Raw genomic sequence first — 23,777 nt, 5'->3', positions numbered from 1 at the left:
CGATTGCGTTCACTATCACGGCCCTGGCCTCACCCTGCAAGTCGGAGGATGCCCCATGAAGTTCGCCTATACGCGCCTTGTGAGCGAGGATGTGCCCCGGCTCGCGGCCTTCTATGAGAAGCTGCTGGCAACGCCGCCGGTCGGAAACGACGATTATGTGGAGTTTCGGCCCGGGGGCGCGATTCTGGCGCTGGTCAGCCGCAAGGCCTGTGAATTCATGCACGGCGGGGATTGGGTCGCCGGTTCCAACCAGTCGGCGATCCTGGAATTTCAGGTCGATGACGTCGACCGGGAGCGTGACCGTATCGACGTCCTTGTGACCCATTGGCTGCTGCAGCCCAAGGACATGCCTTGGGGCAACCGTTCCATGCTGTTCCGCGACCCTGACGGCAACACGATCAATTTCTTCCGGCCCTTTGCCGCGAACAGCTGAGCCAATCGCCGCCTGGGCTGGGATGCGTGGAACCCGTTCGGGCTTACCGTCCTAGTCGTCCTGGTCCGCGGGTTCCAGCTTCTTGCCGTCCAGGTCCGCCGTCTGGTTGTCCTGGCGCTTCTGCTCGGCCGTACGCTCGGCCTTGGTGCGGCCATGGACGACGCGGTTCTCGGCCGCCTTGGCCGCCCGCTCTTCCTTGGCCTTCTGCTTACGGAACCGGTTCAGGTTGACTACGTCGCCCACGGCCGTCTTTCCCTCGTCATGATGCTCGGGAACGCCTGATCGCTGAGGATGGCGGGCGGGCGCCGTCCATTGAGGGCGAGCCCGGATGCCGTTGCGTCCCAAGTCACTAACCTAACCTTAACCCAGGTTCAGCATTGTTCAAGACGGGTTTGTTCCGTTACCGGTATCGCGGTATGAGTCATTTGCGAATTGGGCGGCATTTTATCGACAAGCCCAGGCAGTTGTTAACCATGTTGGCCCCGGCGGACCGGCGAATTCTGTGCTTCGCCTTCAACACCGGGCCACTTTTCTTTGAGGGTTAGGGCGGGATGGACGGTTCTGCGGGCGATGTGGCCAAGCGGCGGCGGCGGGCGACACCGGTGTCGCCAGAGCCAGCGGCTCCTCCGGTCACTGAGGTGCCGGCGCGGCGCACCGTCAATTTGGCGCTGCAGGGCGGCGGTTCTCACGGCGCGTTCACCTGGGGCGTGCTGGACCGCCTGCTGGAGGACGGCCGGCTGGATGTCGAGGGCATCAGCGGCACCAGCGCCGGCGCCGTCAACGGCGCGTTGCTGGCCTATGGCCTGTTGACCGGTGGGGCGGAGGGGGCCCGTGCCCTGTTGCACCGTCTATGGCGGCGGATGGCCAAAAGCTCCGCCACCGGCCCCCTGCAGCCCACCTGGCTGGACTGGATGACAGGCGGGGCCGCGCGGCGCAACCTGGACCATTCCCCTGTCTATGCCGGCCTGGACATGATGGTGCGCATGATGTCGCCCTATCAGTTCAACCCGCTGGGCCTGAACCCCATGCGCGACGTGTTGGACGGCCTCATCGACTTCGAGGTGCTACGCCGGTCCGACAGCGTGCGCCTGTTCGTCAGCGCCACCAACGTCAACCGCGGCCAGCTGCGCGTGTTCAAGGGCGCGGACCTGTCCATCGAGGCGCTGCTGGCCTCGGCCTGCGTGCCCATCCTGTTCCAGGCGGTGGAGATCGAGGGTGAGCCGTACTGGGATGGCGGCTATATGGGTAACCCCACGCTTTATCCCCTGCTGCATGATTGCACGGCGACCGACATTCTGGTGGTGCAGGTGACGCCGCTGCAGCGGCCGGCGGTGCCCACGTCGCCGAGCGCCATCGTCGACCGCATGAGCGAGATCGGCTTCAACGCCACCCTGCTGCGCGAACTCAAGTCGCTGGAGCTGGTGAACCGCCTGTGTGCGGACCACGGCATCGACCCGGCGGAGGCCGGCGTGCGCCCGGTCTATCTGCACCTGGTGGAGCCGGGGCCCGGCATGGCGGACCTGGGCGTCTCCAGCAAGCTGAACGCCGACTGGGGCTTCCTGACTGAGCTGCGTGATATGGGACGTGCCGCAGCCGGCGATTGGCTCACCGGCTGCTATGACCAGGTGGGCCGCGAAAGCAGCTTCGCGGCGGGGCGGGCGATCATCTGACGTGCCGTCTGACGGGGCACCACCTTGGACGTCGAGGTGGCGCCCATACCCTTCTTAAATGGAGGGTGGCAGAGGCCCAGCTAGGCCGTCCGACCGAATCGCCTTACCTTTCAAGTCGTTCGTTGCCGGCGCCCCTATCCCACATGCACGCCCGCCCTATGCCACCCGCTGCCGCACCGCCCTGTCCTTTCGGGTGGGCGGGGCGGTTTCGTGTTGGCCGGCGCCCCCGAGCCGGTAGGATGAAGGCAGGCCGTTGATCTGTCTCATGGTCGTCCCCCTGGGCGTCCTGCGATGGTGGCGGGACCAAGCAAGAATAGGGGCCTTCGGGGCCCCAAAGGGGGGGTAAGCGGATGAGCGGACGCTATGCGGAAGTGTACAACCGGTCTCTGGAAGACCCCGAAGGCTTCTGGGGGGAGGCGGCCCAGGCCATCGACTGGATCCGCCCCTGGGATCATGTGCTGGATGATAGCCGCGCGCCCCTGTTCCGCTGGTTCACCGGCGGGCAGCTGAACACCTGCTGGAACGCGCTGGACCGCCACGTGGCGGCGGGGCGGGGGGACCAGGTGGCGCTGATCCATGACCGGCCCATCACCAACACCGTGGCCACATACACCTATCGCGAGCTGCTGGACCTGACGGCGCGCTTCGCCGGCCTGTTGGCAGCCCAGGGGGTGGGGAAGGGTGATCGCGTCATCCTCTACATGCCCATGGTGGCCGAGGCAGTTGTCGCCATGCTGGCTTGCGCCCGGCTGGGCGCCATCCATTCCGTCGTCTTCGGTGGATTCGCCGCGCGTGAACTGGCCACCCGCCTGGACGACGCCAGGCCGAAGGTGGTGGTCTCCGCCTCCTGCGGGATCGAGGGCGCCCGGATCATTCCCTACAAGCCCCTGCTGGACAGCGCCATCGACCAGGCGGCGCACAAGCCGACCCGCTGCATCATCCTGCAGCGGCCGCAGGAGCAGGCGCCCCTGAAGCCGGGCCGCGACATCGACTGGGCAGAGGCCGAAACGGCGACGCCGCACGATTGCGTGCCGGTGGCCGCCACGGATCCGCTGTACATCCTGTACACCTCCGGCACCACGGGCCAGCCCAAGGGCGTGGTCCGCGACAACGGCGGCCATGCCGTGGCCCTGAAATGGACCATGGAACATTTCTATGGGCTGAAGCCGGGGGAGGTGTTCTGGGCCGCCAGCGACGTGGGCTGGGTGGTCGGGCACAGTTATATTGTCTACGGCCCTTTGCTGCACGGCGCCACCACCGTGCTGTATGAGGGCAAGCCGGTGGGGACGCCGGACGCCAGCGCCTACTGGCGGGTGATCAGCCAGCACAAGGTGAGCATGCTGTTCACCGCCCCAACCGCCTTCCGCGCCATCAAGCGCGAGGATCCGGAGGGCCTGTTGCTGAAGAATTTCGACCTCAGCCATTTCCGCCAGCTGTACCTGGCCGGCGAACGATCCGACAGCGATACCCTGCGCTGGGCCGAAACCCATCTCAAGGTGCCGGTCATCGACAATTGGTGGCAGACGGAAACTGGCTGGCCGGTCGCGGGCAATCCGGTGGGGCTGGGCCTCATGCCGGTCAAGCATGGCTCGGTCACTCGGCCGCTGCCGGGCTGGGATGTGCGGGTGCTGGACGGGCAGGGGCACGAGGTGCCGGCGGGCACGCTGGGGGCGGTCACCATGCGCCTGCCGCTGCCGCCGGGTGCCCTACCCACGCTGTGGAACGCTGAAGAGCGTTTCATCCGCAGCTACCTCTCCGAATATCCGGGTTTCTACCAGACATCGGACGCCGGCTATGTCGATGAGGATGGCTACCTGTTCATCATGGCCCGCACCGACGACATCATCAACGTGGCCGGCCATCGCCTGTCCACCGGCGCCATGGAAGAGGTCCTGGCCGGGCATCCCGACGTGGCGGAGTGCGCAGTCATTGGCGTGCACGATGCGCTGAAGGGGCAGTTGCCGCTGGGTTTCCTGGTGCTGAAGGCGGGGGTGACCCGCGGTCATGAGACGATTGTGGCCGAGGTGGTGCAGCGGGTGCGGGAGGTCATCGGCCCCGTGGCCGCCTTCCGCCAGGCCTTGGTGGTGGAGCGGCTGCCCAAAACCCGCTCAGGGAAAATCCTGCGGGCGACCATGCAAAAGATCGCGGACCAGGAGGCTTGGGCCATGCCCGCCACCATTGATGACCCGGCTATTCTGGAGGAGATTGGCGCCGCCCTGACGGCCGCCGGCTATGGCCGGAAATCAATTTTGAATCAATGAGATAGAGGGGCTGGCTTACCGCAACGGCGTACCTCCCATGTGGCAAAATTGTGACGGTGCGTTGACTGATCTGCGGCCTTTATTGCCAAAGTGGGTTGACTGGTCCGCGTGCCCTGCATACCGTCCGTTTCGAAGTTTGGTACGGGTTGAACGGGCGGGCAAAATCAGGCAGCCGGAAAACCGGCGCCGCTGGGAATGCGAAAGGGCCGCAGCGCAATAGCTGCGGCCCTTTCCATTTTGGCGTCCTGAAATCGCGCTGGCTGTAAGGGCCCGGGCGGTCACCCATCCGGACCCTTTCTAGCCGTGGCCAGGACTTAGTTGGACCAGGACTTAGTTGGCTGCCTGCCCGGTGGGCAGGGCGGTCGAGCTCTGGCCCAGGTTAGCGATCGGTATGTGGCGCGGCTTGGCCGTCTCCGGCACCTCCCGCACCAGGTCGATGTGCAGCAGGCCATTTTCCAGCGCCGCACCCGTCACCCGGATATGCTCGGCCAGCTGGAAGCGCCGCTCAAAGGCACGGCCGGCGATGCCCCGGTGCAGGTACTGTGTCTGTGGGGAGGCCTGATCATCCTTGCGTGACTTGCCGATGACCGTCAGCGCGTTCTCCTGCGTCACGATGTCGATCTCTTCCTGGCTGAAGCCAGCGACCGCCATGGTGATGCGGTAATCGTCGTCCCCGCGCTTCTCGATGTTGTAGGGCGGGTAGGCGTTGCCCTGGTCCTCGGTCTTCAGGGCCGACTCCATCAGGCGGGTCAGGCGGTCGAAACCGACGGTGGAACGGAACAGCGGGGACAGGTCGTAACTGCGCATGATAATCCTCCGGTAGAGCGATCACCCCGGCCCCTTGGGCGCCATCCTGGCCGTCCCGTTGGGTGGGGTTTCATGCCGGCTCTAGGAACCCCTCCTGGGCATTCCCGCCGACGCAGTTTCATCTGTGAACGGCCTTCGCGGATTTCAATAGGGACCGGACTCCGAAAAATGGAAGGCGAAGCGGCCCGGAAATCCGTCGTCCTATTTCCAAAGATTTAAGCCTTTGGCGGCACCCTGAAGCGTCACCGACTGTGATCAGAAGGTGACCCCGCCCTGCCGCGTATTGCGGGGCCGGGCATTTCGATCCTACAGTTGCTGTCCGTGCCCGGGTTACCCCCACCTGAGTTACGCCCATGGGACCAACCCGTGCGGCATTCAGGTCCAGGCCGGAGAAAGGTTCCTCGTTGCTCGAGTCCAATGCCTTTTTCGACCGGACATACGAGGAGACGATGGCCCTCCTGGTTGAGGCGCGCAACTATGTGGCCTTCCAGGAAGCCAAGGACCAGCGGGGGCTGCCACCCCAGGTCCGATTGCAGATCAGCTACGAGTCGTTGCGTGTCACCAGCCGGTTGACCCAGGTGATGGCCTGGCTATTGGCCCTAAAGGCCGTGCATGCCCATGAGCTGACGGCCGACCAGGTGCTGGGCGAGCAGTTCGCCCTGTCCGGCGGCGCCATCTGCAGCGATCCTTCGGGCCCCGACAATGGCGAGTTGCCGTCCGGCCTGCGCTCCCTGCTGCAACGCAGCCATAGCCTGTACATGCGCGCCGAACGCCTGGAAGAGCAGTACCGCCGCAGCGTGGCCTGATGCTGATTCCTCAGGCGCCGGCAGGCCCATCCGGGCCTTTGGCTATCCTCGTTCCGCCCTCCGGTGCTCCCTCCGGGGCCTGCGGTCGCAGGCCTGGAGCACTTGCGGCTTAAGGTAGGGGTGGCGCGTAAGCAGCAAAAAAGAGCGCCCCGAATGGGACGCTCTTTCTTGAAAGCTCAACAGCGTGCGGCGTAGGCCGCCCGCAGCTTACTTCAGGCCCAGGCCCGAGAAGCGGCGGTTGAACTTGGCGATCTGGCCGCCGGTGTCGACCAGCTTCTGCACGCCCGTCCACGCCGGGTGCGACTTCGGGTCGATGTCCAGGCGCAGCGTGTCGCCGGCCTTGCCCATGGTGCTCCGGGTCTTGAACGAGGTGCCGTCGGTCATGACGACGGTGATCTCATGGTAGTCCGGGTGAATGTCAGCTTTCATGATCGCCCAAGTCCCAAAACAAAAATCTCGAAATGCGAAGCCGGGCTTATAGCCAAAACCGTCCCCGGGATCAACACCCGATCGTGCGCTTCCCCTGCGCACGACACCACAACCACGCATGGCTGACGCCACATGGCGATGAAGGAAAGGGTTGGCGATGGTTGCCCCACGGCCTTGGACGCATTACCTAAGCCATCACGCGCGTGGGGCCAAGCTGATTGTTCGGGGACGCTTGAATAATGGGACGGTTCCGCGCCCCACTCAGACAGATTGGGAACATCGCCGGTGACCGACGCCACCATGACACCCACCCCGGGCACACCCGCCCCGGGGCGTAAGTCCCTGCGGCCCCTGGCCTTTCTGCTGCCCTTCGTGCGGCCCTACATCTGGCACTCGGTGGGGGCGGGCATCGCCCTGCTGCTGGCGGCGGCCACCACCATCGGCATGGGCCGCGGGCTTCAGGCGGTGGTGGACCAAGGCTTCGTCACCAGCAATCCGCAGCTGCTGGACCATGCGCTGCTGGTCATGCTGGGTGTCATCCTGGTGCTGGCCGGGTCCACCTATGTGCGATTCTCCCTGGTTTCCTGGGTGGGTGAGCGGGTGGTGGCCGATATCCGCCGCGCGGTTTTCGACCATCTGGTCACGCTATCGCCCGGATTTTTCGAATCGACCCGCACGGGTGAGGTGCTGTCGCGCCTGACCACGGACACCACGCTGCTGCAGACGGTGGTGGGCTCCACCGTTTCCATCGCCCTGCGCAACACGCTGATGCTGATGGGCGGCCTGATCATGCTGGCCATCACCAGCGCCAAGCTGACGGGCCTGGTGCTGATCGTCGTGCCCCTGGTGGTGCTGCCCATCGTCATCCTGGGCCGGTCCTTGCGCAAGCTCAGCAAGGCCAGCCAGGACCGCGTGGCCGACGTGGGCGCCCAGGTGGATGAGACGCTGGGCGGCATCCGCATCGTCCAGGCTTTCGGGCATGAGGCCATAGAGACGGCGCGCTTCGGCGACCGGGTGGAGGACGCCTTCACCACCGCCGTGCGTCGCATTCGTGTGCGGGCTCTGATGGCGATGATCATCATCTCGCTGGTCATGGGCGCCATTGGCGTCATCCTGTGGATCGGCGGGCACGACGTGCTGGCCGGCCGCATCTCCGCCGGCCAGCTCTCCGCCTTCATCTTCTATTCCGTGCTGGTGGCCGGCGCCGTGGGCGCCATCTCCGAGGTGACGGGTGAGCTGCAGCGCGCCGCCGGCGCCATGGAGCGGCTGGTGGATCTGCTGGAGACCAAGCCCGACATCGTGGCCCCGCCCAACCCGGTGGCGCTGCCCACCCCGGCCATCGGCACCGTCGCGTTTGAGGGCGTGCGCTTCCACTATCCCTCCCGCTCCGACTATGCCGCGCTGGAAGGCCTGGACCTGACCGTGGCGCCGGGCGAGACCGTGGCCATCGTCGGCCCCAGCGGGGCCGGCAAGACCACCCTATTCCAGTTGCTGCTGCGCTTCTACGACCCGCAGGACGGCCGCGTGCTGGTGGACGGCGTGGACGTGCGCACGGCCACCCCGGCGGACGTGCGCGCCCGCCTAGGGATCGTCCCGCAAGAGGCGGTGATCTTCTCCACCAACGCGTGGGAGAACATCCGCTACGGCCGCCCCGAGGCGACGGACGAGGAGGTGCGCGCCGCCGCCCGCGCCGCCCACGCGCTGGACTTCCTGGAGGCTCTGCCCGAGGGCCTGGGCACCTATCTGGGCGAGAAGGGCGTGCGCCTGTCCGGTGGCCAGCGCCAGCGCATCGCCATCGCCCGCGCCATCCTGCGCAACCCGAAAATCCTGCTGCTGGACGAGGCGACCTCCGCCCTGGACGCGGAGAGCGAGCGCGGGGTGCAACTGGCGCTGGAAACCCTGATGAAGGACCGCACCACCCTCATCATCGCCCACCGCCTGGCCACTGTGCTGAACGCCGACCGCATCATCGTCCTGGACAAGGGTAAGATCGTCGCCAGCGGCCGGCATGAGGAACTGATCCGCCAGGGCGGCCTCTACGCCCGCCTGGCGGCCTTGCAGTTCGACGCGGCCAAGGGGATCGGCGACGCGGCGGAGTAGGGGAGATGGCGCCGGATGGGCGGCACTTTCACTTGCCTCTGCAAGCGGGTTCGGTGCGTTGACGCCAATACGGCTTAGCCGTACTCTGGCGTCACAGAGTCGGGGACGCCATGTTCCAGCGGGACGAACGCAAGGCTGCGGAAAACCTAGCCAAACATGGCATCCGATTTGAGGACGCCCGGGCTGTTTTCCAGGACCCATTCGCCATCGAATGGCTGTTGTACGTCGCTTATGCCCTGCGCGGTGACGACATCCGCCTGATCTCCGCGAGAGGAGCTGAACCTTATGAACGCCGACGATACCACGACGAAAACGCCTGATAGCGGGTCCTTTTCGCGGTTCTACGCCATGTCGGATGAGCAGCGGCATCAGGCGGCCCTCAGCGATCCGGACGCACGACCACTGACGCCGGAGGACATGCCCCGGCTGCGGCGTGTCCCACAGGTCCGCGTCGTGCGCAGGGCGCTTGGCCTGACGCAGGAGGAGTTCGCCACCCGCTTTCACATTCCCATTGGAACCTTGCGGGATTGGGAGCAGAGCCGGAAAGAACCCGACGCGACGGCACGGGCTTACCTCACGGTCATTGCCAAGGATCCGGACTTCGTTCAGGAGGCGCTGCGGCGAACCGATTGAATCAGGTTTCCAGGCGCCTCAATGCGCCCCGCCCTCCAGGTAGGCCGCGCGCACCTGCTCGTTGGCCAGCAATTCGCGCCCCGAACCCGTCAGCACCACCTCGCCCGAGGCCAGGACATAGGCGCGATGGGCCAGCTTCAGGGCGTGGTAGGCGTTCTGTTCCACCAGCAGGATGGTCATGCCACGCTCCCGGTTCAGCTGTTCGATGACCTGGAAGATCTGGCGGATGATGAGGGGGGCGAGGCCCAGCGAGGGCTCGTCCAGCAACAGCATGCGCGGGCGGCTCATCAGCGCGCGGGAGATGGCCAGCATCTGCTGCTCCCCGCCCGACAGGGTGCCGGCGCGCTGGGCCTGGCGCTTCTCCAGGATGGGGAACAGGCCGTAACAGGTGGCCAGGTCCTCGGCGAAATGGGCGGGGTCGGCCAGGGTGGCGCCCAGCTGCAGGTTCTCCAGCACCGTCATGCGCGGGAAGATGCGCCGGCCCTCCGGCACCTGGGCGATGCCTTGCGTCGCGATCAGGTGCGGGGGGATACCCACCAGGCTTTTGTCCTGGAACAGGATCTGGCCTTGAGTCGGCTTCGGGTTGCCGCAAATGGTCATCAGCAGGGTGGACTTGCCGGCACCATTGGCGCCGATGAGGGTGACGATCTCCCCCTCGTTCACCGTGACGTTGACGCCGCGCAGGGCGTGCACGGGACCATAGCTGGCGTGGACGTCGGACAGTTGCAGCAGCGGGCCGGCCATCAGTGCGCGCCCCCGCCGGCGGTCGCGACGTCATCGGCGTCGGGCTCGCCCAGGTAAGCCTTGATCACCCGCTCGTCATTGCGGATTTCGGCGGGCGTGCCGGCGGCGATGCGGGCGCCATGGTCGACGACGAAGATGTGGTCGGAGATGTCCATGACCAGGCCCATATCATGTTCGATCAGCAGGATGCCGATGCCGTGTTCGGCGCGGATGCCGGCCAGCAGTTCGGCCAGCGCCCGGGTTTCGCGCGGGTTCAGGCCGGCCGCCGGTTCATCCAGGCACAGCAGCAGCGGGTTGGTGCTCATGGCGCGGGCGATTTCCACCCGGCGCTGCATGCCGTAGGACAGGTTGCCCGCCGCCTCATCCGCCACCGCCAGCAGGTCCAGCCGGCGCAGCCAGTCGCGGGCGGTGTCCACCGCCGCCTCTTCCGCGGCGCGCCAGCCCTTCAGGTTCAGCAGGCCGGCGAAGGAGAAGACGGACCTGGGCATCAGCGCCTGGTGCTGGGCCACCAGCAGGTTTTCCAGCACCGTCATGCTGGGGAACAGGCGGATGTTCTGGAAGGTGCGCACCACGCCGGTGCGGGCGACGCCGTAGCCCTTCAGCGTTTGCAGCTCGATGGGGCCCCGGGCCGGGTGGCGCAGCAGCAGCCGGCCGGCCGTGGGTTTGTAGAAGCCGGTCAGGCAGTTGAAGATGGTGGTCTTGCCCGCACCGTTGGGTCCGATCAGGGCGGTGATGCGGTTGCGTTCCGCCGTCAGGTCCACGCCGTCCACGGCCAGCAGGCCGCCGAAGCGCATGGTGAGGCCCTGAACGTCAAGAAGGGGTGCATCAAAAAGGGGTTCGGCCATTTCAGGCGGTCTCCGCCACGGACTTGGGCTTGGCGTTGGACAGCCGGATGGTCGGCAAGCGGCCGGACAGCAGGCCGCCCGGCTTCCAGATCATGATCAGGATCATGGCCAGGCCGAAGGCCAGCATGCGGTAGTCGGCGAAGCCGCGCGCCAGTTCCGGCAGCACGACGATGAACAAGGCCGCGATGATCACGCCCGCCTGGCTGCCCATGCCGCCCAGCACGACGATGGCCAGGATGGTGGCCGATTCCATGAAGCCGAAGCTTTCCGGGCTGACGAAACCCTGGCGGGCGGCGAAGAAACAGCCGGCCAAGCCGCCCATCAGGGCGCCGGTGGCATAGGCCGAGACCTTCACCATGGTGGGGTTGATACCCAGGGAGCGGCAGGCGATCTCATCCTCACGCAACGCCTCCCAGGCGCGGCCGATGGGCAGGCGGCGCAGGCGGGCGACGGTGTAGGCCGCCAGCACGGTCAGCGCCAGGATGAGCAGGTAGAGGAAGATCAGCCGGTGTTCGGGGGCGTAGGCGATGCCCGTCACCTCGCTGAAGGTGTGGCCGCCGGCCGGCGCGCGCCGGTCGAAGGTCAGGCCGAACAGGGTGGGCCGGGCGATGCCCGACACGCCGTTGGGCCCGCCGGTCAGGCCCTGCCAGTTCAGGATGACGATGCGCGTTATCTCACCAAAGCCCAGGGTGACGATGGCGAGGTAATCGCCCCGCAGCCGCAGGATGGGCAGGGACAACAGCACGGCGAACAGGCTGGATGCCAGCCCGCCCGCCACCAGCGCCGGCCAGAAGCCCCAGTGCAACTGCGTGGTGGTGAGCGCGCAGGTATAGGCGCCGATGGCGTAGAAGGCGGCGAAGCCCAGATCCAGCAGCCCGGCCAGGCCCACGGTGATGTTCAGGCCCGTCGCCAGCAGGATGTAAATCAGCGCCGTGGTGCCCAGGTCGATGACATAGCGGTTGGCGAAGGGCAGGAAGGGCAGGGCCACCGCGGCCAGGATCAGCAGTGGCCCGCCCCAAGGGCGCAGGCGCTGGGCGGCGGCCGGCGGGCGCCACGCCGCCAGGGGGGCTGCGGCCTTGGCCAGCGGTGCCGCCAGCAGGCCGAGGACCAGCCGGCCCAGGAAGACGATGGCACCGGCCAGGGGCACATAGGCCAGGTTGGCCTGCACCACCAGGCCCTGGTCCAGGTTGACGGTGCGCAGGCCCAGGAAAGGCACGGCCAGCGCCATGGCGACCAGGCCGGCGATGCCGGCGTCACGCAGACGATGAACGACGGGAATCGGGGTGCTCGCGGGTGCGGCCATGACCTCACACCTTCTCGATGTCAGGACGGCCCAGCAGGCCCGAGGGGCGGACCACCAGCACCAGGATCAGGATGGAAAACGCCGCCACGTCCTTGTAGGCGCTGGAGACGTAGCCGGAGAAGAAGGCCTCGATCAGGCCGATCAGCAGGCCGCCCAGCATGGCGCCCGGCAGGCTGCCGATGCCGCCCAGCACGGCGGCGGTGAAGGCCTTCATGCCGGCCAGGAAGCCGATGTAGAAGTCGATGACGCCGTAATAGAGGGTGACCATCACGCCGGCCACCGCCGCCAGCCCGGCCCCCAGCACGAAGGTGAGGGAGATGGTGCGGTCGACGTTGATGCCCAGCAAGGCTGCCATGGTCCGGTCCTGTTCACACGCCCGCTGGGCGCGGCCCAGGGCGGTGCGGTTGATGACCAGGGTGAACCCGGCCATCAGCGCCACGGTCAGCAGGATGATGAACATCTGGATGTTGGTCAGGCCCAGGCTGAAGTCGCCGTCGTGCCATAGGGTGACGCCACCCGTCATGACCGGGGGCAGCGACTTCGACCGCGCCCCCTGGGTCAGCATGACGAAGTTCTGCAGCAGGATGGACATGCCGATGGCGGAGATGAAGGGCGCCAGCTTGGGCGCCGTGCGCAGCGGGCGATAGGCAACGCGCTCGATGGTCCAGCCATAGGCGGCGGTGAAGGTGCAGGAGATGGCCAGCACGATGACCAAGGCCAGCGGCACCGAGGTCACGCCCGCCCCCAGCAGCAGGGTGAAGGTGGTGACGGCGATGAAGGCGCCGATCATGTAAATCTCGCCATGGGCGAAATTGATCATGCGGATGATGCCGTACACCATGGTGTAGCCGATGGCGATCAGTCCGTAGATGGCGCCCAGGGTCAGGCCGTTGATCAAATGCTGTAGGAATGTGCCGACTGCCAGCGTGAAACCCATTGCTGCCTTAACCGCCCCCATCGATGGCTGTCCGGCGTGCTTCGGCCGATTCCCGCGCCGGCCTTGGCGCGGGTCCGCCATGCCGGGACCGGCAGCGACCTTAGCGCTAGTGCGCAGGGGCGGCAAGGCGGGGGCGGGGGGTGCGCGGGTGAAAACGCACGCACCGCAACATTTTTTACTGGCGGATAGCGGTAATTGGCCGGCTTGGCATGCGTCAGTGCGCGTAATTCTCCGGCATTGGTCCTGTTAAATGCTTGTACAGGATGGTCGTCGCCAGGGCTGAGCCATCGACATGAATGGCATAGCCCGGAATGTCGCCCACGGTCTGGAACCCGGCGGAGCGGTACAGCGCCCGGCCTTCATCGCTGCCGGTGTCCAGCAGCAGCAGGGTGCGGCCCTCTGTCCGGGCCAGCGCCTCGACGGCGGCCATCAGCGCGCGGCCGATGCCGCGTTGGCGGGCGTCGGGGTGGACCAGCATCTTGGCCACCTCCGCCCGGTGGCGGCCATTGGGCGGGCCGGCCAGCAGCAGCTGCACCGTGCCCATCAGGCTGTCCCCCAGCCACGCGCCCAGCAGGCGCCGGCTGCCGGCCTCCAGGCCGGGTCTCAGCCCTTGCCAGAAGGCGGTGGCCTCGTCCTCGGCGAAGGGCAGGATGAAGCCGACGCTGGCCCCGCCCAGGACGCAGGCATGCAGGATGCGGCTGAGGGCGGGGGTCTGGGCGTCCAACTCGGCGGCGGTAATTTCGCGGATGGCCAGGGCGGTCATGGTGGCTCGGGGGCTTTCTCAGGGGCGGGTAATGGCGATGACGTAGTGCGCGGCATCCGGGCCGGGGCAGTGGAAGCGGCTGCCGCCCGCCAGGCGGTAGCGCAGCGTGTCCCCTGCCGACAGCGCGTGGGACACGCCGTCCAAGGCCAGGTCGAGCCGCCCGGCCAGCATCCACAAATGATGCTCCAGCCCCGCCACCGGCGGCGCCTGATAGGCGATGACGGCACCGGGGGGCAGGGTGCCCTCCACCATTTCTGTTATGTAGCCGCTGGCGGGCGGGGACAGGCCTCGGCGGCGGAAGCCCGTTTCCGGATCGGTCCAGACGGGCTGGGACTCGCGGGGAATGAACTGCTGCGGATCGGCCTCCACCTCCGCCAGCAGGCGGGACATGGGCCGTTCGTAGGCGGTGCATAGCCGTCCCAGCAAAGCGGCGGTGGGGCTGGTTTCCCCCCGCTCCAGCCGGGACAGGGTGGCGCGGCTGATGCCGCTATGCTCGGCCAATGTTTCCAGAGTCCAGCCGCGTTCCAGGCGCAAGCCAGCGAGGCGGGCAGCCAGGCGTTGGTCGAAGGGATCGGGGGCCTGTTCCATAACGGGAATATTTCCCATATATGAGAAAATCGTCAAGCCCCGCTTATCATACCGCAGCGCAAAATCATCTTATCTTTCGCGGGCGACCTGGGCATGCTGATCGCTTCCGCCCGGCGGGCGGACAATGGTTCCAGAACAAGAGGGGTGACCGATGGGGTCCTGGCAGGGTGGCAAGGGGCAGGGTGGCAAGGGGCGGGTTGGCAAGGGCATCACGCGTCGCTGGGTCAATGCGATGGGCGCGGTGGCATTGGGCGTCGCGCTGTTCGGGGGCGTGGCGCTGGTCCAGGCCAAGGAGACGGCGACCGCGCCGGCCGCCCTGCTGTCGGGGGGCGCCGTGGCCTCGGCCGACACCTTCGGCACGGGCGCCGGGGCGGAAATCCTGAAGGCCGGCGGCAACGCCGTGGACGCCGCCGTGGCCACCGCCTTCGCCTTGGCCGTCACCTATCCCGAGGCCGGCAACATCGGCGGCGGCGGCTTCATGACCTTGTTCGTGGACGGCAAGCCCTATTTCATCGACTACCGCGAGGTGGCGCCCAAGGCCGCGACGCGCACCATGTACCTGGACGCCCAGGGCAACGTGATTCCCAAGCTCAGCCTGGTGGGCGCCAAGGCCGCCGGCGTGCCCGGCACCGTCATGGGCCTGTGGGAGGCGCATCACCGCTTCGGCACGCTGCCGTGGGAGCGGGTCATCCAGCCGGCCATCACCCTGGCGGAAAAGGGCTTCCTGCCATCCGACAAGATCATCGCCTACCGCACCGACATGATGGCGCAGTTTGCCGGCACCAACTTCGCCCAGTACTTCGGCAAGATGGAGCCGGGCAAGATCTTCACCCAGCCGGAACTGGCCGAGACGCTGAAGCGCATCGCCAAGGACGGGCCCAAGGAGTTCTACACCGGCAAGACGGCGCAGCTGCTGGTCACGCAAATGAAGAAGGACGGCGGCCTGATCACGGCGCAGGATCTGGCGGACTACAAGGCCAAGTGGCGGGAGCCCATCCGGTTCACCTGGCAGGGCAACGTCGTCTATACCGCCCCGCCGCCCAGCTCGGGCGGGGAGGCGCTGGCCCAGTTGCTGAAGATGAAGGAGCTGCGCGCCGCGGATTTCAAGGACGTGCCGCTGAACTCCGCCAAGTACATCCACCTGCTGGCGGAGATCGAGAAGCGGGTGTTCGCCGACCGCGCGGAATACCTGGGCGACCCGGACTTCTACAAGGTGCCGGTGGAAAAGCTGATCAGCGACGACTACCTGGCCAAGCGGGCCGGAGAGGTCAACCCGACCGCCATTTCCCCCACGCCCGACGTGAAGCCGGGGCTGGAGCCCAACGAAACCACGCACTTCTCCGTCGTGGACAAGTGGGGCAACGCCGTCTCCAACACCTACACCCTGAATTTCGAGTTCGGGAACGGCGAGGTGGTCAGCGGCGCCGGCTTCCTGATGAATGACGAGATGGATGACTTCAGCGCCAAGCCGGGCGTGCCCAACGGCTTCGGCGTGGTGGGCAAGGACGCCAACGCCATCCAGCCGGGCAAGCGCATGCTGTCCTCCATGACCCCCACCATCGTCACCCGCGACGGCAAGGTCAGCCTGGTGCTGGGTACGCCCGGCGGCTCCCGCATCTTCACCGGCGTCTTCCAGGTGATGAGCGACGTCTATGACTTCCACATGCCGCTGCAGGCGGCGGTGGCGGCCCAGCGGGTGCATCATCAGCTGCTGCCCAAGGACACCATCTATTACGACCCCTACGCCCCGCTGACGGGGCCGGAGGCCGACAAGCTGAAGGCCATGGGCTACACGCTGGTGAATCAGGGTTGGAACATGGGCGATGTGGAGGCTGTGCGGGTGATCGGCACGGAACTGGAAACCGCCTCCGATCCGCGCGGGCGCGGGGCGGGACAAGTGGTCCGATAATATAACCATTTGTTTTTATTGATGAATGGGCTGGGCGCGTAAAGTTCCCGGCCCATTCATAATTACGGTCGCATTAAGGCAAACATCGCCCTTAAATCGTCAACATCCGCCTCCAGGATACGAGCCATGGGAAGCCGATGACGGCACGAGCCGACAAGCGAGCATCCCCTTTTTGGAGGTAAGATCATGACGAGCGATTTCCTGCGTCTGGCGAAGGTGAAGCGCTTTGCCGCGGTTGCCGCACTGGTCGTGGTCGGGGTCGCCGCATCCTCCGGTCTGACCGCGACCAAGGCCAAGGCCGATGAGTACTGGCGTCACCACCATGGTGACTACTACCGCTACCACGACTACTATCGCGGCCCGCGGGTCTACGTGGCCCCGCCGTACTATTACGGCCCGCCCCGTCCGGTGTACGTGCCGCCCCCGGTGTACTACGCGCCCCCGCCGCCGCCCCCGGTCTACTATCCGTCGGCTGGCCTGAACGTGGTCATTCCCATCCGCTAACCCCTTAATCCGCAATGATTTAGCCGGCGTTAAGCCCGGCCCCGGGGCGGAGCACTGCCTTGTTCCGCCCCGGTCTTGGAAGCAGTGAGGCCATCATGTTGAAGAAAGCTGTCGTCGTCGTTGTCGCCGGGTCCCTCTTGGCCGGCTGTTCGGGCCTTAACGCCCGCCAGCAGCGCGCTCTGTCCGGTGGCGCCATCGGCGCCGCGGGTGGTGCCGCCCTGACGGCCATCGTCGGCGGCCCGGTCCTGGCGGGTGCGGCCATCGGTGCGGCCGGTGGTGCGGCCGTTGGCGCCCTAATCAAACCCTGAGGCATCAAGCCCTGAGGCTGGTGCAAGTTCGTTTCCCTGTAGTTCTTCTCATTCCCTGTTTCCCGTCCCATACCCTTCCAAGCCCGGCCGGTTTCGACCTGCCGGGCTTTTTCTGCGCCGGTTTCGTGGCGGTTGGGGTATTCCACAGCATCGTTTGCGGGATAACGCCGAAGGGGCATGCGCCTTGGGAATTCCGGCTGATCTTGTCCGGCTGGCAACAAGCTGCTAGGGTCCCCGCCGCTCGCAAACACCCAGGTTAAAGTTGAAGCACCATGAAGGTTAACGCCAACACCATGCGCCCCGGCCACGTTATGGAGAATAACGGCAAGCTGTGGGTGGTCGTGAAGACGCAGATCGTGCAGCCCGGCAAGGGCGGCGCTTTCATCCAGATCGAGATGAAGGACGTGCGCACGGGCACCAAGACGATCGAGCGCTTCCGTACCCAGGAAAGCGTGGAGCGTGCCCGCCTTGACGAACATGAGATGACCTTCCTGTTCGCCGAAGAAGGCGACAGCTACACCTTCATGGACAAGGAAACCTTCGAGCAGGTCTCCATTCCCGGCGATGTCGTCGGCGACGGCAAGGTCTTCCTGACCGACGGCATGGAAGTGACGGTGCAGACCTTCGAAGGCGCGCCGCTGTCGGTCGAGCTGCCGCAGACCGTCACCCTGACTATCACCGAGGCCGACCCGGTGGTGAAGGGCCAGACGGCCTCTTCCTCGTACAAGCCGGCCCTGCTGGAGAACGGCGTGCGCATCCTGGTTCCGCCGCACATCGAAGCCGGCACCCGCGTGGTGGTCAGCACCGCCGAGGGCGAATACATGGAACGCGCGAAGGATTAATCCTCCTTCCGCCGTCGCCCTCGGGGCGGCTGGTTCGTTGCCAGAGCGAATTCCGCCTTCCGGTGGAATTCGCTCTCGGCTTTTATGGTAGGGCGGTCCCCCGGGGACCTGCCTGTAATGAGATCAAAAGGGACATTCCATGGCCGCCCGTTCCGCCATCCTCAACGTCATGACCAAAGCCGCCGAGAAGGCGGGCCGCGCCCTGGTGCGCGACTTCGGTGAGGTGGAGCAGCTGCAGGTTTCCCGCAAGGGTCCGGCGGACTTCGTGTCCGCCGCCGATCGCAAGTCGGAAAACATCATCCGCGAGGAACTGTCCAAGGCCCGCCCCAGCTTCGGCTTCCTGCTGGAGGAAGCGGGCAGCGTGGCCGGCAGCGACCCGTCGCACCGCTGGATCGTCGATCCGCTGGACGGTACCACCAACTTCCTGCACGGCCTGCCGCACTGGGCCGTCACCATCGCGTTGGAAAAGGAAGGTGAGATCGTCGCCGGCGTGGTTTACGAGCCGGTGCATGATGAGATGTTCTGGACGGAGAAGGGCGCCGGCGCCTTCCTCAACCACACCCGTCTGCGCGTCTCCGCCCGCCGCAACCTGCCCGACGCCCTGATCGCTACCGGCATCCCCTTCAAGGGCCATGGCGACCATGCCGCCTACCTGCCGCAGCTGCAGGCGGTGATGGGCGAGGTGGCCGGCATCCGCCGCTTGGGTGCCGCCGCCTTGGACTTGGCCTATGTCGCCGCCGGCCGCTTCGACGGCTTCTTCGAGACCAACCTGAAGCCTTGGGACGTGGCCGCGGGTCTGCTGATGGTGACCGAGGCCGGCGGCTTCGCCACCGAGATCGGCGGCGGCAAGGTTCCGCAGAGCGGCGCCAGCGTGCTGGCCGCCAATTCCCACCTGCACCTGCCGCTGGGCACCCTGCTGCGCAACGCCGGCAAGAAGAAGGCCGCCGGCTAAGCACCTGCGGTTCTGTCTGGTTTTCACAGTCGGCCCGGAACGTAAGCGTCCGGGCCGATTGTCGTTCAAGGGGCGGGCAAGGTCACCCGCGCCTCGAGTCCGCCGCCGGGCCGATTGCTCAAGGTGATGTCGCCGCCGTGGCCGCGCACGATGGCCAGCGCCGCCGTCAGGCCCAGGCCAACGCCGCCCGTCACCCGGTTGCGTGACCGGTCCAGGCGGAAAAAGGGGCTGAACACCTGCTCCAGCGCGTCTTCCGGAATACCCGGGCCATCGTCTCGCACGACGATCGCCACCGGTCCCGGCATCTGCTCCCCCGATATCTGCTCCAGCGTCACCGCCGGCGGGGTAGCGTGCTTCACCGCGTTCTCGATCAGGTTGGTGACGGCCCGCTTCAGCGCGAAGGGCCGGCCGCGATAGACGGCATGGCTGGGCCCTTCGTAGGCGACGGCCACACCCTGGTCGGCATATTCATCGGCGATGGTGGTCAGAAGGCCGCCCAGGTCGAAGGCGGTCACCGCCTCCTCATTCGCGTCGTCGCGGAAAAAGGCCAGGGCGCCGTCGACCATGGCCTGCATCTCGTCCACGTCGCGGAACAGCCGCGCCTGTTGTTCCGCATCCTCGACGAATTCGCCCCGCAGGCGCATGCGCGTCAGCGGCGTGCGCAGATCGTGGGAAATGGCGGCCAGCATGGCGGTGCGATAGCCCACGAACTTCTGGATCTGCCCCTGCATGGCGTTGAAGGCGCGAATGACGCCGCGCAGTTCGCGCGGACCCGACTCGGCGATGGGCGGGGCCTGGGGATTGGTGCCGAAGTGCCGGGCGGCATCGGCGATGCGCTCGATGGGCCGGGACAGCTGCCGGGCGGCGACCAGCGACACCGCGGCGGCCGACAGCAGCAGGAAGGCCAGGACGATGCCGGCACGCAAGGCGCGGATGATGGCATCGCGGCTACGGTGGGTATGCGCGTAGATGAGCCAGCTTTCGTCTTTCAGCCGTATCGCCAGGAACCTGGGACGGGGGTCGGACAGGAAGTCGTGATGCAGGTACGCTGCTGCCGGGCTGTCCACCGTCGCCGCGAACATCAAGGACCGCGGGTTCAGGTCCGCCAGCCACGCCAACGGCTCCTGAAGGTCATTCAGGCCGGTTCTCTGGCGCAGCATTGCAGCCAGGGGACCGTCCACCGGGTGCCATTCGACGCGATAGATTGGTGTGGTCGTAGCGGCGGCCAGGGCGGGCCGCAGCGCCGGTGGGGCGACATCGATGGCGTGGGTGATGCTGATGGCCGCCTGTGCCAGCCCGGCGTCATTGGCGGGCGGCTGCAGCCAGGCGCCGGCGAAGCTGACGACCAGGCCGCTCAGCAACGCTGTGCTGGTCACGGCCGCCATGATGGTCAGCGCGAAGCGCCGGGCGATGGTATCCTGCGGTCGGAAGCCCAGGGGCCAGGCCGGCCATTTCATTGACGCTTCACCACGGGGGTGAAGATGTACCCGCCGTTGCGCACCGTCCGGATCAAGGCCGGACTCTTGGGATCATCCTCCAGCTTGTGGCGCAGGCGGCTGACCTGCACGTCGATGCTGCGGTCGTAAGCCGCGTGGCTCAGGCCGCGCGCCAAGTCCAGCAGCTGGTCGCGGGTCAGCACCCGCTGGGGATGCTCCACGAAGGCCAGCAGCAGGTCGAACTCCCCGCCCGACAGCAGCACCAGGGTGCCATCCTCCGACCGAAGTTCCCGCCGCGCCACGTCCAGCCGCCAGCCGGCGAAACTGAGGCTGGGACGGGTCTCCGCCGGCCGGCCGGCGGCCTCGCCCGTCCGGCGCAGCACGGCCTTGACCCGGGCCAGCAGCTCGCGCGCGTCGAAAGGCTTGGTCAGGTAGTCGTCGGCGCCGATCTCCAGCCCCACGACGCGGTCGGTATGGTCGGCCATGGCGGTCAGCATGATGACCGGCACGCGCGACGCCGCGCGCAAGGTCCGGCACAGGCTGAAGCCGTCCTCCCCGCGCAGCATGATGTCCAGGATGACCAAGTCGATGGGGCCCGCCGCCAGGGCCGCCCGCATGCCCACGCCGTCCTCGGCCACCCGCACGGCATAGCCGTGCCGTTGGAAGAACAGGGTCAGCAGGGACAGGATGTCCTCGTCGTCATCGACGATCAGCAGGGTTGGCTGCTGGGCAGGGGCGGGCAGTGGGGCGGGCAGTGGGGCGGGCAGGGACGTCATGGGTCCGCATGCTAGCACGCGCGGGCGCCCCGCTTTGTGTCCGTTGTCCCGGGCGTTTGTTTCAAGCCGGACACATTGTGCCCGTCCGGCAGCAAAGCCGACATCAGCCGTCAAGAATCGGGGCTTAGGGTCCAGCCTCGTTCCGGCGGCCGACGGGTTGGGGCCTGGCCGCCGGGCGCCGTTTCCCCAAAGCCGAGAGGCCACGCGCCCCATGCTCTCCCGCATATCCGTTTCCGTTTTTGGCGCCGCGCTGCTGGCCGGCGTCGCCCTTTCCGCCGGCCCGGCCCTGGCCGATGACCCTGACGCTTCCCAGGCACGCCAGCCGCCGGTCTGGGACATCACCGTCGGCGGCGGCGTCGCCGTGCGCCCGACCTACGAGGGCAGCGACCGTTACCGGGTGGCACCGCTGCCGCTGGTCACCATCCGCTATGACGACATGCTGGCCCTGGGGCCGGAGGGGCTCAGTGCCTATTGGCACCAGGGCAATCTGCGTGTCGGTGCCGCCCTGACCTTCGATCCCGGCCGGAACGACAGCAACACCAACGGTCTTTTCAGCAACGGCGACGACCGCCTCAAGGGCCTGGGCAACATCGATACGTCGCTGGGCGTCAAGCTCTTCGGCGCCTATCAGCTGGGGCGAATCAGCCTGGACGCGTCCGTCACCAAGTACACGGGCGATCAGAACGATGGCGTGGTGCTGACGGCCGGTGCGGGCCTGCCGTTCAAGCTGGCCGACCATTTGATCGTGACGCCTCACGTGGGCACCACCTGGGCCAACGACAATTACATGCAGGCCTACTTCGGCGTTACGCCGGTGCAGGCCGCCAACTCCCGCTTCGCGGCCTACACCGCCGGATCCGGCTTCAAGGATGTCAGCGCCGGCGTCGGGGCCCTGTACCGTTTCAACGAGCACTGGTTCGTGACGGGCGATGTGTCGGTGAAGCGCTTGCTCGGCGACGCCGCCGACAGCCCCGTCACCTATGACGCCACCAGCGCCCGCGCCTTTACGGCGGTGGGCTATCGCTTCTGAAAGGGAAACGCCCCCGGCGCCAGCGGCTCCGGGGGCGCTTTCATCACTCCGCGCCAGCGCTTAAGCCAGCTGCGCCTCCACGGCCTGGATGATGGCCTCATTGGACGGGCGGAAGACCGAGGACCAATAGCGCACCAGGCGGCCGTCCTTGCCCAGCAGGTACTTGTGGAAGTTCCAGCGGGGGGCGGCGTCCTCGCCGGCCACGTCAACCAGCCAGTTGAAGAAGGGGTGGGCCTCGGCGCCGATCACCACCTCCTTATCGGCCATGGTGAACTCTACACCGTAGTTGCGCTGGCAGAAGGCGCCGATTTCCGAAGCCGAACCCGGCTCCTGCTTGCCGAAGTCATTGGACGGCACGCCCAGCACCACCAGGCCCCGGGGGCCGTACTTGGCGTGCAGGGCTTGCAGATCCTCATACTGGTTGGTGAAGCGGCAGTTGCTGGCGGTGTTGACCACCAGCACCGGCTGCCCGGCATAGGCGGCCAGCGGAACGGCGCCCTTGCCGCCCAGGCGCTGGAAGGAGAAGGCGTGGGCGGAAGCGGTGGCGGCGGTCTGCGACTGGGGCAGCATGGGGTGGGCTCCTGGCCGGTGGTCTGGCGTGGGCTGGCCTTCGGGATAGGCGTCAGCGTTAATCGATAATTTAGAACTATTCTAAACTAGGCGTATCCGTCAAGCCCCGTTTAGGTGGCAAAGAACGGGTATGGCAGGGCTGCGAAACAGCGCAGGCGGGACCGAGGGGTGATAAAAAGGTTGCGCCGAACATGGATCGGCCACATTTCCAAGGTCTAGTCAGCCTGCTGAAAGTCGTCACCCGCATGCGTCGTTTCAAGATGTATTCATTACCCGCCGTGGTTGCCGTGGCCGTTGCAGTGCTGGTGATGCCAGTCCACGCCCAAACGACCGCGCCGCAAGCCACCGGGCCGCAAACCGACGCCGCCCCGTCCGCAGGGGGCCAGGCCGAGACCCAGCAGGCCGCGCCGAAGCCGGCCGCCAAGCCCAAGGCCACCAAGCAGAAGGCGGCCAAGCCGGCGCCGGCGCCGGCGGTGCCCGGCCAGTCCACCGAAAGCCAGTCGGGCAAGGCGACCACGCCGCCCGCCTCCGGCGAGTTGGGTGTGCCCACGGTCGGCCGGGCGCCGGCGGCGCCCAAGCCCAAGGTGGTGCCCGTGCCGGACATGCCCAAGCCCCTGACCAAGCCGGAGGCCACCCCCATCCCCAGCCATGCGGCGGAACCGGAGGGGGCAGCCCCGCCCGTCACCACGGACATCCGTCCGCGCGGCACCACCCATGTGGAGAAGGGCACGCCCGCCACCCAGGCCGACCACCAGACGGTGCCCTTCGCCGCCGGTTCCTCCACCCTGGACAAGAAGCAGGAGGCGGCCCTGGTGGCCATCGCCGGACGCCTGGGGCAGGACCCCAACCGCCGGCTGGAGATCCGGGGGTTCGCGCCCCTGCCGGCGCTGGACAGGGAGGCCGCCGCCCGGCGCCTGTCCCTGTTCCGTGCCATGGCCGTGCGGGACCGCCTCATGGCCTTGGGCGTGGCCAAGGAACGCCTGGTGATCTACGCCATGGGGTCGGTCAACGGCGACCAGGACGACAAGAACGCCGTGCGCGGGGCCGCCAAAGGCTCGGACCTGCCGGCGGAAGCCTTCGATCGGGTGGAGCTGACCTTCATCCACTAAGCACTCCCAAGCGGTCCGGGAC

General features: G+C 67.0%; 26 protein-coding genes. 14 read left to right on the top strand and 12 right to left on the bottom strand.

Annotation, left to right across the window (positions count from 1 at the left end; translation table 11 throughout):
• Positions 1 to 55 precede the first annotated feature (55 nt).
• On the top strand, positions 56 to 433 hold the full coding sequence (locus tag P5F91_RS16175; RefSeq protein WP_277907606.1) for a VOC family protein: 378 nt from the start codon (positions 56 to 58) through the stop codon (positions 431 to 433).
• Positions 434 to 484: 51 nt separating this feature from the next.
• On the opposite strand, the gene P5F91_RS16170 is transcribed toward P5F91_RS16175, so the two are convergent.
• Positions 485 to 676 (bottom strand): DUF4169 family protein, encoded by a 192-nt coding sequence (locus tag P5F91_RS16170; RefSeq protein ID WP_145611559.1) that lies wholly within the window; start codon positions 674 to 676, stop codon positions 485 to 487.
• Between the two features lie 308 nt (positions 677 to 984).
• Between P5F91_RS16170 and P5F91_RS16165 the strand changes: the two genes are divergently transcribed.
• Entirely contained in the window at positions 985 to 2,103 is a 1,119-nt protein-coding gene (locus P5F91_RS16165; RefSeq protein WP_145611561.1) for a patatin-like phospholipase family protein, read from the top strand.
• 350 nt (positions 2,104 to 2,453) lie between these two features.
• A complete protein-coding gene (locus P5F91_RS16160; protein WP_145611563.1) occupies positions 2,454 to 4,364 on the top strand; it encodes a propionyl-CoA synthetase in 1,911 nt (636 codons plus the stop codon).
• Positions 4,365 to 4,694: 330 nt separating this feature from the next.
• Here P5F91_RS16160 and P5F91_RS16155 read toward each other — a convergent pair whose 3' ends face one another.
• Positions 4,695 to 5,171: an Hsp20 family protein gene (locus P5F91_RS16155; RefSeq protein WP_145611566.1), complete on the bottom strand. Its 477-nt coding sequence runs from the start codon at positions 5,169 to 5,171 to the stop codon at positions 4,695 to 4,697.
• 353 nt (positions 5,172 to 5,524) lie between these two features.
• On the opposite strand from P5F91_RS16155, the gene P5F91_RS16150 reads away from it, so the two are divergent.
• Positions 5,525 to 5,977, top strand: coding sequence for a DUF1465 family protein (locus P5F91_RS16150; RefSeq protein WP_145611568.1), 453 nt, complete (start codon positions 5,525 to 5,527; stop codon positions 5,975 to 5,977).
• A gap of 207 nt (positions 5,978 to 6,184) precedes the next feature.
• Here P5F91_RS16150 and rpmE read toward each other — a convergent pair whose 3' ends face one another.
• On the bottom strand, positions 6,185 to 6,406 hold the full coding sequence (gene rpmE / locus P5F91_RS16145; RefSeq protein WP_040848326.1) for a 50S ribosomal protein L31: 222 nt from the start codon (positions 6,404 to 6,406) through the stop codon (positions 6,185 to 6,187).
• A gap of 300 nt (positions 6,407 to 6,706) precedes the next feature.
• Here rpmE and P5F91_RS16140 point away from each other — a divergent pair, with 300 nt between their 5' ends.
• The 3 genes from P5F91_RS16140 (at position 6,707) to P5F91_RS16130 (ending at position 9,139) form a co-directional block, all read left to right on the top strand.
• Positions 6,707 to 8,506 (top strand): ABC transporter transmembrane domain-containing protein, encoded by a 1,800-nt coding sequence (locus P5F91_RS16140; RefSeq protein WP_277907887.1) that lies wholly within the window; start codon positions 6,707 to 6,709, stop codon positions 8,504 to 8,506.
• A 110-nt stretch (positions 8,507 to 8,616) separates the two neighbouring features.
• Complete coding sequence (locus tag P5F91_RS16135; RefSeq protein ID WP_277907605.1) at positions 8,617 to 8,826, top strand: BrnT family toxin; 210 nt, start codon at positions 8,617 to 8,619, stop codon at positions 8,824 to 8,826.
• The gene (locus P5F91_RS16130) at positions 8,792 to 9,139 is read left to right on the top strand and encodes a helix-turn-helix domain-containing protein (protein ID WP_277907604.1); all 348 of its coding nucleotides are present in this window, start codon (positions 8,792 to 8,794) and stop codon (positions 9,137 to 9,139) included. Before P5F91_RS16135 ends, P5F91_RS16130 begins: the two co-directional genes overlap by 35 nt.
• Before the next feature lie 18 nt (positions 9,140 to 9,157).
• Here the strand turns inward: P5F91_RS16130 and P5F91_RS16125 are convergent, their stop codons facing one another.
• From P5F91_RS16125 to P5F91_RS16100, 6 genes are all read right to left on the bottom strand, one after another.
• A complete protein-coding gene (locus P5F91_RS16125) occupies positions 9,158 to 9,883 on the bottom strand; it encodes an ABC transporter ATP-binding protein (RefSeq protein WP_040848327.1) in 726 nt (241 codons plus the stop codon).
• Positions 9,883 to 10,728, bottom strand: a complete 846-nt coding sequence (livG, locus tag P5F91_RS16120; RefSeq protein ID WP_277907603.1) for a high-affinity branched-chain amino acid ABC transporter ATP-binding protein LivG — start codon at positions 10,726 to 10,728, stop codon at positions 9,883 to 9,885. Before livG ends, P5F91_RS16125 begins: the two co-directional genes overlap by 1 nt.
• Before the next feature lies 1 nt (position 10,729).
• On the bottom strand, positions 10,730 to 12,031 hold the full coding sequence (livM, locus tag P5F91_RS16115) for a high-affinity branched-chain amino acid ABC transporter permease LivM (RefSeq protein ID WP_277907602.1): 1,302 nt from the start codon (positions 12,029 to 12,031) through the stop codon (positions 10,730 to 10,732).
• 4 nt (positions 12,032 to 12,035) lie between these two features.
• Entirely contained in the window at positions 12,036 to 12,968 is a 933-nt protein-coding gene (locus tag P5F91_RS16110) for an ABC transporter permease subunit (RefSeq protein WP_004273582.1), read from the bottom strand.
• A 214-nt stretch (positions 12,969 to 13,182) separates the two neighbouring features.
• On the bottom strand, positions 13,183 to 13,731 hold the full coding sequence (locus P5F91_RS16105) for a GNAT family N-acetyltransferase (RefSeq protein ID WP_277907601.1): 549 nt from the start codon (positions 13,729 to 13,731) through the stop codon (positions 13,183 to 13,185).
• 18 nt (positions 13,732 to 13,749) lie between these two features.
• Positions 13,750 to 14,319, bottom strand: a complete 570-nt coding sequence (locus P5F91_RS16100) for a helix-turn-helix domain-containing protein (protein WP_211106972.1) — start codon at positions 14,317 to 14,319, stop codon at positions 13,750 to 13,752.
• A gap of 151 nt (positions 14,320 to 14,470) precedes the next feature.
• On the opposite strand from P5F91_RS16100, the gene ggt reads away from it, so the two are divergent.
• The 5 genes from ggt (at position 14,471) to P5F91_RS16075 (ending at position 18,834) form a co-directional block, all read left to right on the top strand.
• The gene (ggt, locus tag P5F91_RS16095; RefSeq protein WP_246134446.1) at positions 14,471 to 16,228 is read left to right on the top strand and encodes a gamma-glutamyltransferase; all 1,758 of its coding nucleotides are present in this window, start codon (positions 14,471 to 14,473) and stop codon (positions 16,226 to 16,228) included.
• Between the two features lie 186 nt (positions 16,229 to 16,414).
• Positions 16,415 to 16,732 carry a hypothetical protein gene (locus P5F91_RS16090; RefSeq protein WP_186454808.1) on the top strand — a complete coding sequence of 106 codons (318 nt, stop codon included), beginning with the start codon at positions 16,415 to 16,417 and terminating at the stop codon, positions 16,730 to 16,732.
• Positions 16,733 to 16,827: 95 nt separating this feature from the next.
• The gene (locus P5F91_RS16085; protein ID WP_088871815.1) at positions 16,828 to 17,040 is read left to right on the top strand and encodes a hypothetical protein; all 213 of its coding nucleotides are present in this window, start codon (positions 16,828 to 16,830) and stop codon (positions 17,038 to 17,040) included.
• Positions 17,041 to 17,312: 272 nt separating this feature from the next.
• Positions 17,313 to 17,882: an elongation factor P gene (efp, locus tag P5F91_RS16080; RefSeq protein WP_145611581.1), complete on the top strand. Its 570-nt coding sequence runs from the start codon at positions 17,313 to 17,315 to the stop codon at positions 17,880 to 17,882.
• Positions 17,883 to 18,021: 139 nt separating this feature from the next.
• Positions 18,022 to 18,834 carry an inositol monophosphatase family protein gene (locus tag P5F91_RS16075; RefSeq protein ID WP_145611583.1) on the top strand — a complete coding sequence of 271 codons (813 nt, stop codon included), beginning with the start codon at positions 18,022 to 18,024 and terminating at the stop codon, positions 18,832 to 18,834.
• 65 nt (positions 18,835 to 18,899) lie between these two features.
• On the opposite strand, the gene P5F91_RS16070 is transcribed toward P5F91_RS16075, so the two are convergent.
• On the bottom strand, positions 18,900 to 20,291 hold the full coding sequence (locus P5F91_RS16070) for an ATP-binding protein (protein ID WP_145611585.1): 1,392 nt from the start codon (positions 20,289 to 20,291) through the stop codon (positions 18,900 to 18,902).
• The gene (locus tag P5F91_RS16065) at positions 20,288 to 21,046 is read right to left on the bottom strand and encodes a response regulator (RefSeq protein WP_277907600.1); all 759 of its coding nucleotides are present in this window, start codon (positions 21,044 to 21,046) and stop codon (positions 20,288 to 20,290) included. The genes P5F91_RS16070 and P5F91_RS16065 overlap by 4 nt, the downstream gene beginning before the upstream one ends.
• A gap of 211 nt (positions 21,047 to 21,257) precedes the next feature.
• Between P5F91_RS16065 and P5F91_RS16060 the strand changes: the two genes are divergently transcribed.
• Positions 21,258 to 22,076, top strand: a complete 819-nt coding sequence (locus P5F91_RS16060) for a MipA/OmpV family protein (protein ID WP_186454809.1) — start codon at positions 21,258 to 21,260, stop codon at positions 22,074 to 22,076.
• Positions 22,077 to 22,136: 60 nt separating this feature from the next.
• Here the strand turns inward: P5F91_RS16060 and P5F91_RS16055 are convergent, their stop codons facing one another.
• Positions 22,137 to 22,646, bottom strand: coding sequence for a glutathione peroxidase (locus P5F91_RS16055; protein WP_145611592.1), 510 nt, complete (start codon positions 22,644 to 22,646; stop codon positions 22,137 to 22,139).
• 191 nt (positions 22,647 to 22,837) lie between these two features.
• Between P5F91_RS16055 and P5F91_RS16050 the strand changes: the two genes are divergently transcribed.
• Positions 22,838 to 23,755 carry an OmpA family protein gene (locus P5F91_RS16050; RefSeq protein ID WP_145611594.1) on the top strand — a complete coding sequence of 306 codons (918 nt, stop codon included), beginning with the start codon at positions 22,838 to 22,840 and terminating at the stop codon, positions 23,753 to 23,755.
• Positions 23,756 to 23,777 lie beyond the last annotated feature (22 nt).

Source organism: Nitrospirillum amazonense (assembly GCF_029594735.1).
Taxonomy (GTDB): Bacteria; Pseudomonadota; Alphaproteobacteria; order Azospirillales; family Azospirillaceae; genus Nitrospirillum; species Nitrospirillum amazonense.
The sequence above is the reverse complement of the archived record's forward strand: the minus strand, read 5'-3'. Positions and strand labels throughout refer to the sequence as shown.

Excerpts from the sequence above, each read along its gene's own strand:
- P5F91_RS16175 (WP_277907606.1), top strand. The coding sequence starts at position 56 with ATGAAGTTCGCCTATACGCGCCTTGTGAGCGAGGATGTGCCCCGGCTC.
- P5F91_RS16165 (WP_145611561.1), top strand. The coding sequence starts at position 985 with ATGGACGGTTCTGCGGGCGATGTGGCCAAGCGGCGGCGGCGGGCGACA.
- P5F91_RS16160 (WP_145611563.1), top strand. The coding sequence starts at position 2,454 with ATGAGCGGACGCTATGCGGAAGTGTACAACCGGTCTCTGGAAGACCCC.
- P5F91_RS16155 (WP_145611566.1), bottom strand. The coding sequence starts at position 5,171 with ATGCGCAGTTACGACCTGTCCCCGCTGTTCCGTTCCACCGTCGGTTTC.
- P5F91_RS16150 (WP_145611568.1), top strand. The coding sequence starts at position 5,525 with ATGGGACCAACCCGTGCGGCATTCAGGTCCAGGCCGGAGAAAGGTTCC.
- rpmE (WP_040848326.1), bottom strand. The coding sequence starts at position 6,406 with ATGAAAGCTGACATTCACCCGGACTACCATGAGATCACCGTCGTCATG.
- P5F91_RS16140 (WP_277907887.1), top strand. The coding sequence starts at position 6,707 with ATGACACCCACCCCGGGCACACCCGCCCCGGGGCGTAAGTCCCTGCGG.
- P5F91_RS16135 (WP_277907605.1), top strand. The coding sequence starts at position 8,617 with ATGTTCCAGCGGGACGAACGCAAGGCTGCGGAAAACCTAGCCAAACAT.
- P5F91_RS16130 (WP_277907604.1), top strand. The coding sequence starts at position 8,792 with ATGAACGCCGACGATACCACGACGAAAACGCCTGATAGCGGGTCCTTT.
- P5F91_RS16125 (WP_040848327.1), bottom strand. The coding sequence starts at position 9,883 with ATGGCCGGCCCGCTGCTGCAACTGTCCGACGTCCACGCCAGCTATGGT.
- livG (WP_277907603.1), bottom strand. The coding sequence starts at position 10,728 with ATGGCCGAACCCCTTTTTGATGCACCCCTTCTTGACGTTCAGGGCCTC.
- livM (WP_277907602.1), bottom strand. The coding sequence starts at position 12,031 with ATGGCCGCACCCGCGAGCACCCCGATTCCCGTCGTTCATCGTCTGCGT.
- P5F91_RS16110 (WP_004273582.1), bottom strand. The coding sequence starts at position 12,968 with ATGGGTTTCACGCTGGCAGTCGGCACATTCCTACAGCATTTGATCAAC.
- P5F91_RS16105 (WP_277907601.1), bottom strand. The coding sequence starts at position 13,731 with ATGACCGCCCTGGCCATCCGCGAAATTACCGCCGCCGAGTTGGACGCC.
- P5F91_RS16100 (WP_211106972.1), bottom strand. The coding sequence starts at position 14,319 with ATGGAACAGGCCCCCGATCCCTTCGACCAACGCCTGGCTGCCCGCCTC.
- ggt (WP_246134446.1), top strand. The coding sequence starts at position 14,471 with ATGGGGTCCTGGCAGGGTGGCAAGGGGCAGGGTGGCAAGGGGCGGGTT.
- P5F91_RS16090 (WP_186454808.1), top strand. The coding sequence starts at position 16,415 with ATGACGAGCGATTTCCTGCGTCTGGCGAAGGTGAAGCGCTTTGCCGCG.
- P5F91_RS16085 (WP_088871815.1), top strand. The coding sequence starts at position 16,828 with ATGTTGAAGAAAGCTGTCGTCGTCGTTGTCGCCGGGTCCCTCTTGGCC.
- efp (WP_145611581.1), top strand. The coding sequence starts at position 17,313 with ATGAAGGTTAACGCCAACACCATGCGCCCCGGCCACGTTATGGAGAAT.
- P5F91_RS16075 (WP_145611583.1), top strand. The coding sequence starts at position 18,022 with ATGGCCGCCCGTTCCGCCATCCTCAACGTCATGACCAAAGCCGCCGAG.
- P5F91_RS16070 (WP_145611585.1), bottom strand. The coding sequence starts at position 20,291 with ATGAAATGGCCGGCCTGGCCCCTGGGCTTCCGACCGCAGGATACCATC.
- P5F91_RS16065 (WP_277907600.1), bottom strand. The coding sequence starts at position 21,046 with ATGACGTCCCTGCCCGCCCCACTGCCCGCCCCACTGCCCGCCCCTGCC.
- P5F91_RS16060 (WP_186454809.1), top strand. The coding sequence starts at position 21,258 with ATGCTCTCCCGCATATCCGTTTCCGTTTTTGGCGCCGCGCTGCTGGCC.
- P5F91_RS16055 (WP_145611592.1), bottom strand. The coding sequence starts at position 22,646 with ATGCTGCCCCAGTCGCAGACCGCCGCCACCGCTTCCGCCCACGCCTTC.
- P5F91_RS16050 (WP_145611594.1), top strand. The coding sequence starts at position 22,838 with ATGGATCGGCCACATTTCCAAGGTCTAGTCAGCCTGCTGAAAGTCGTC.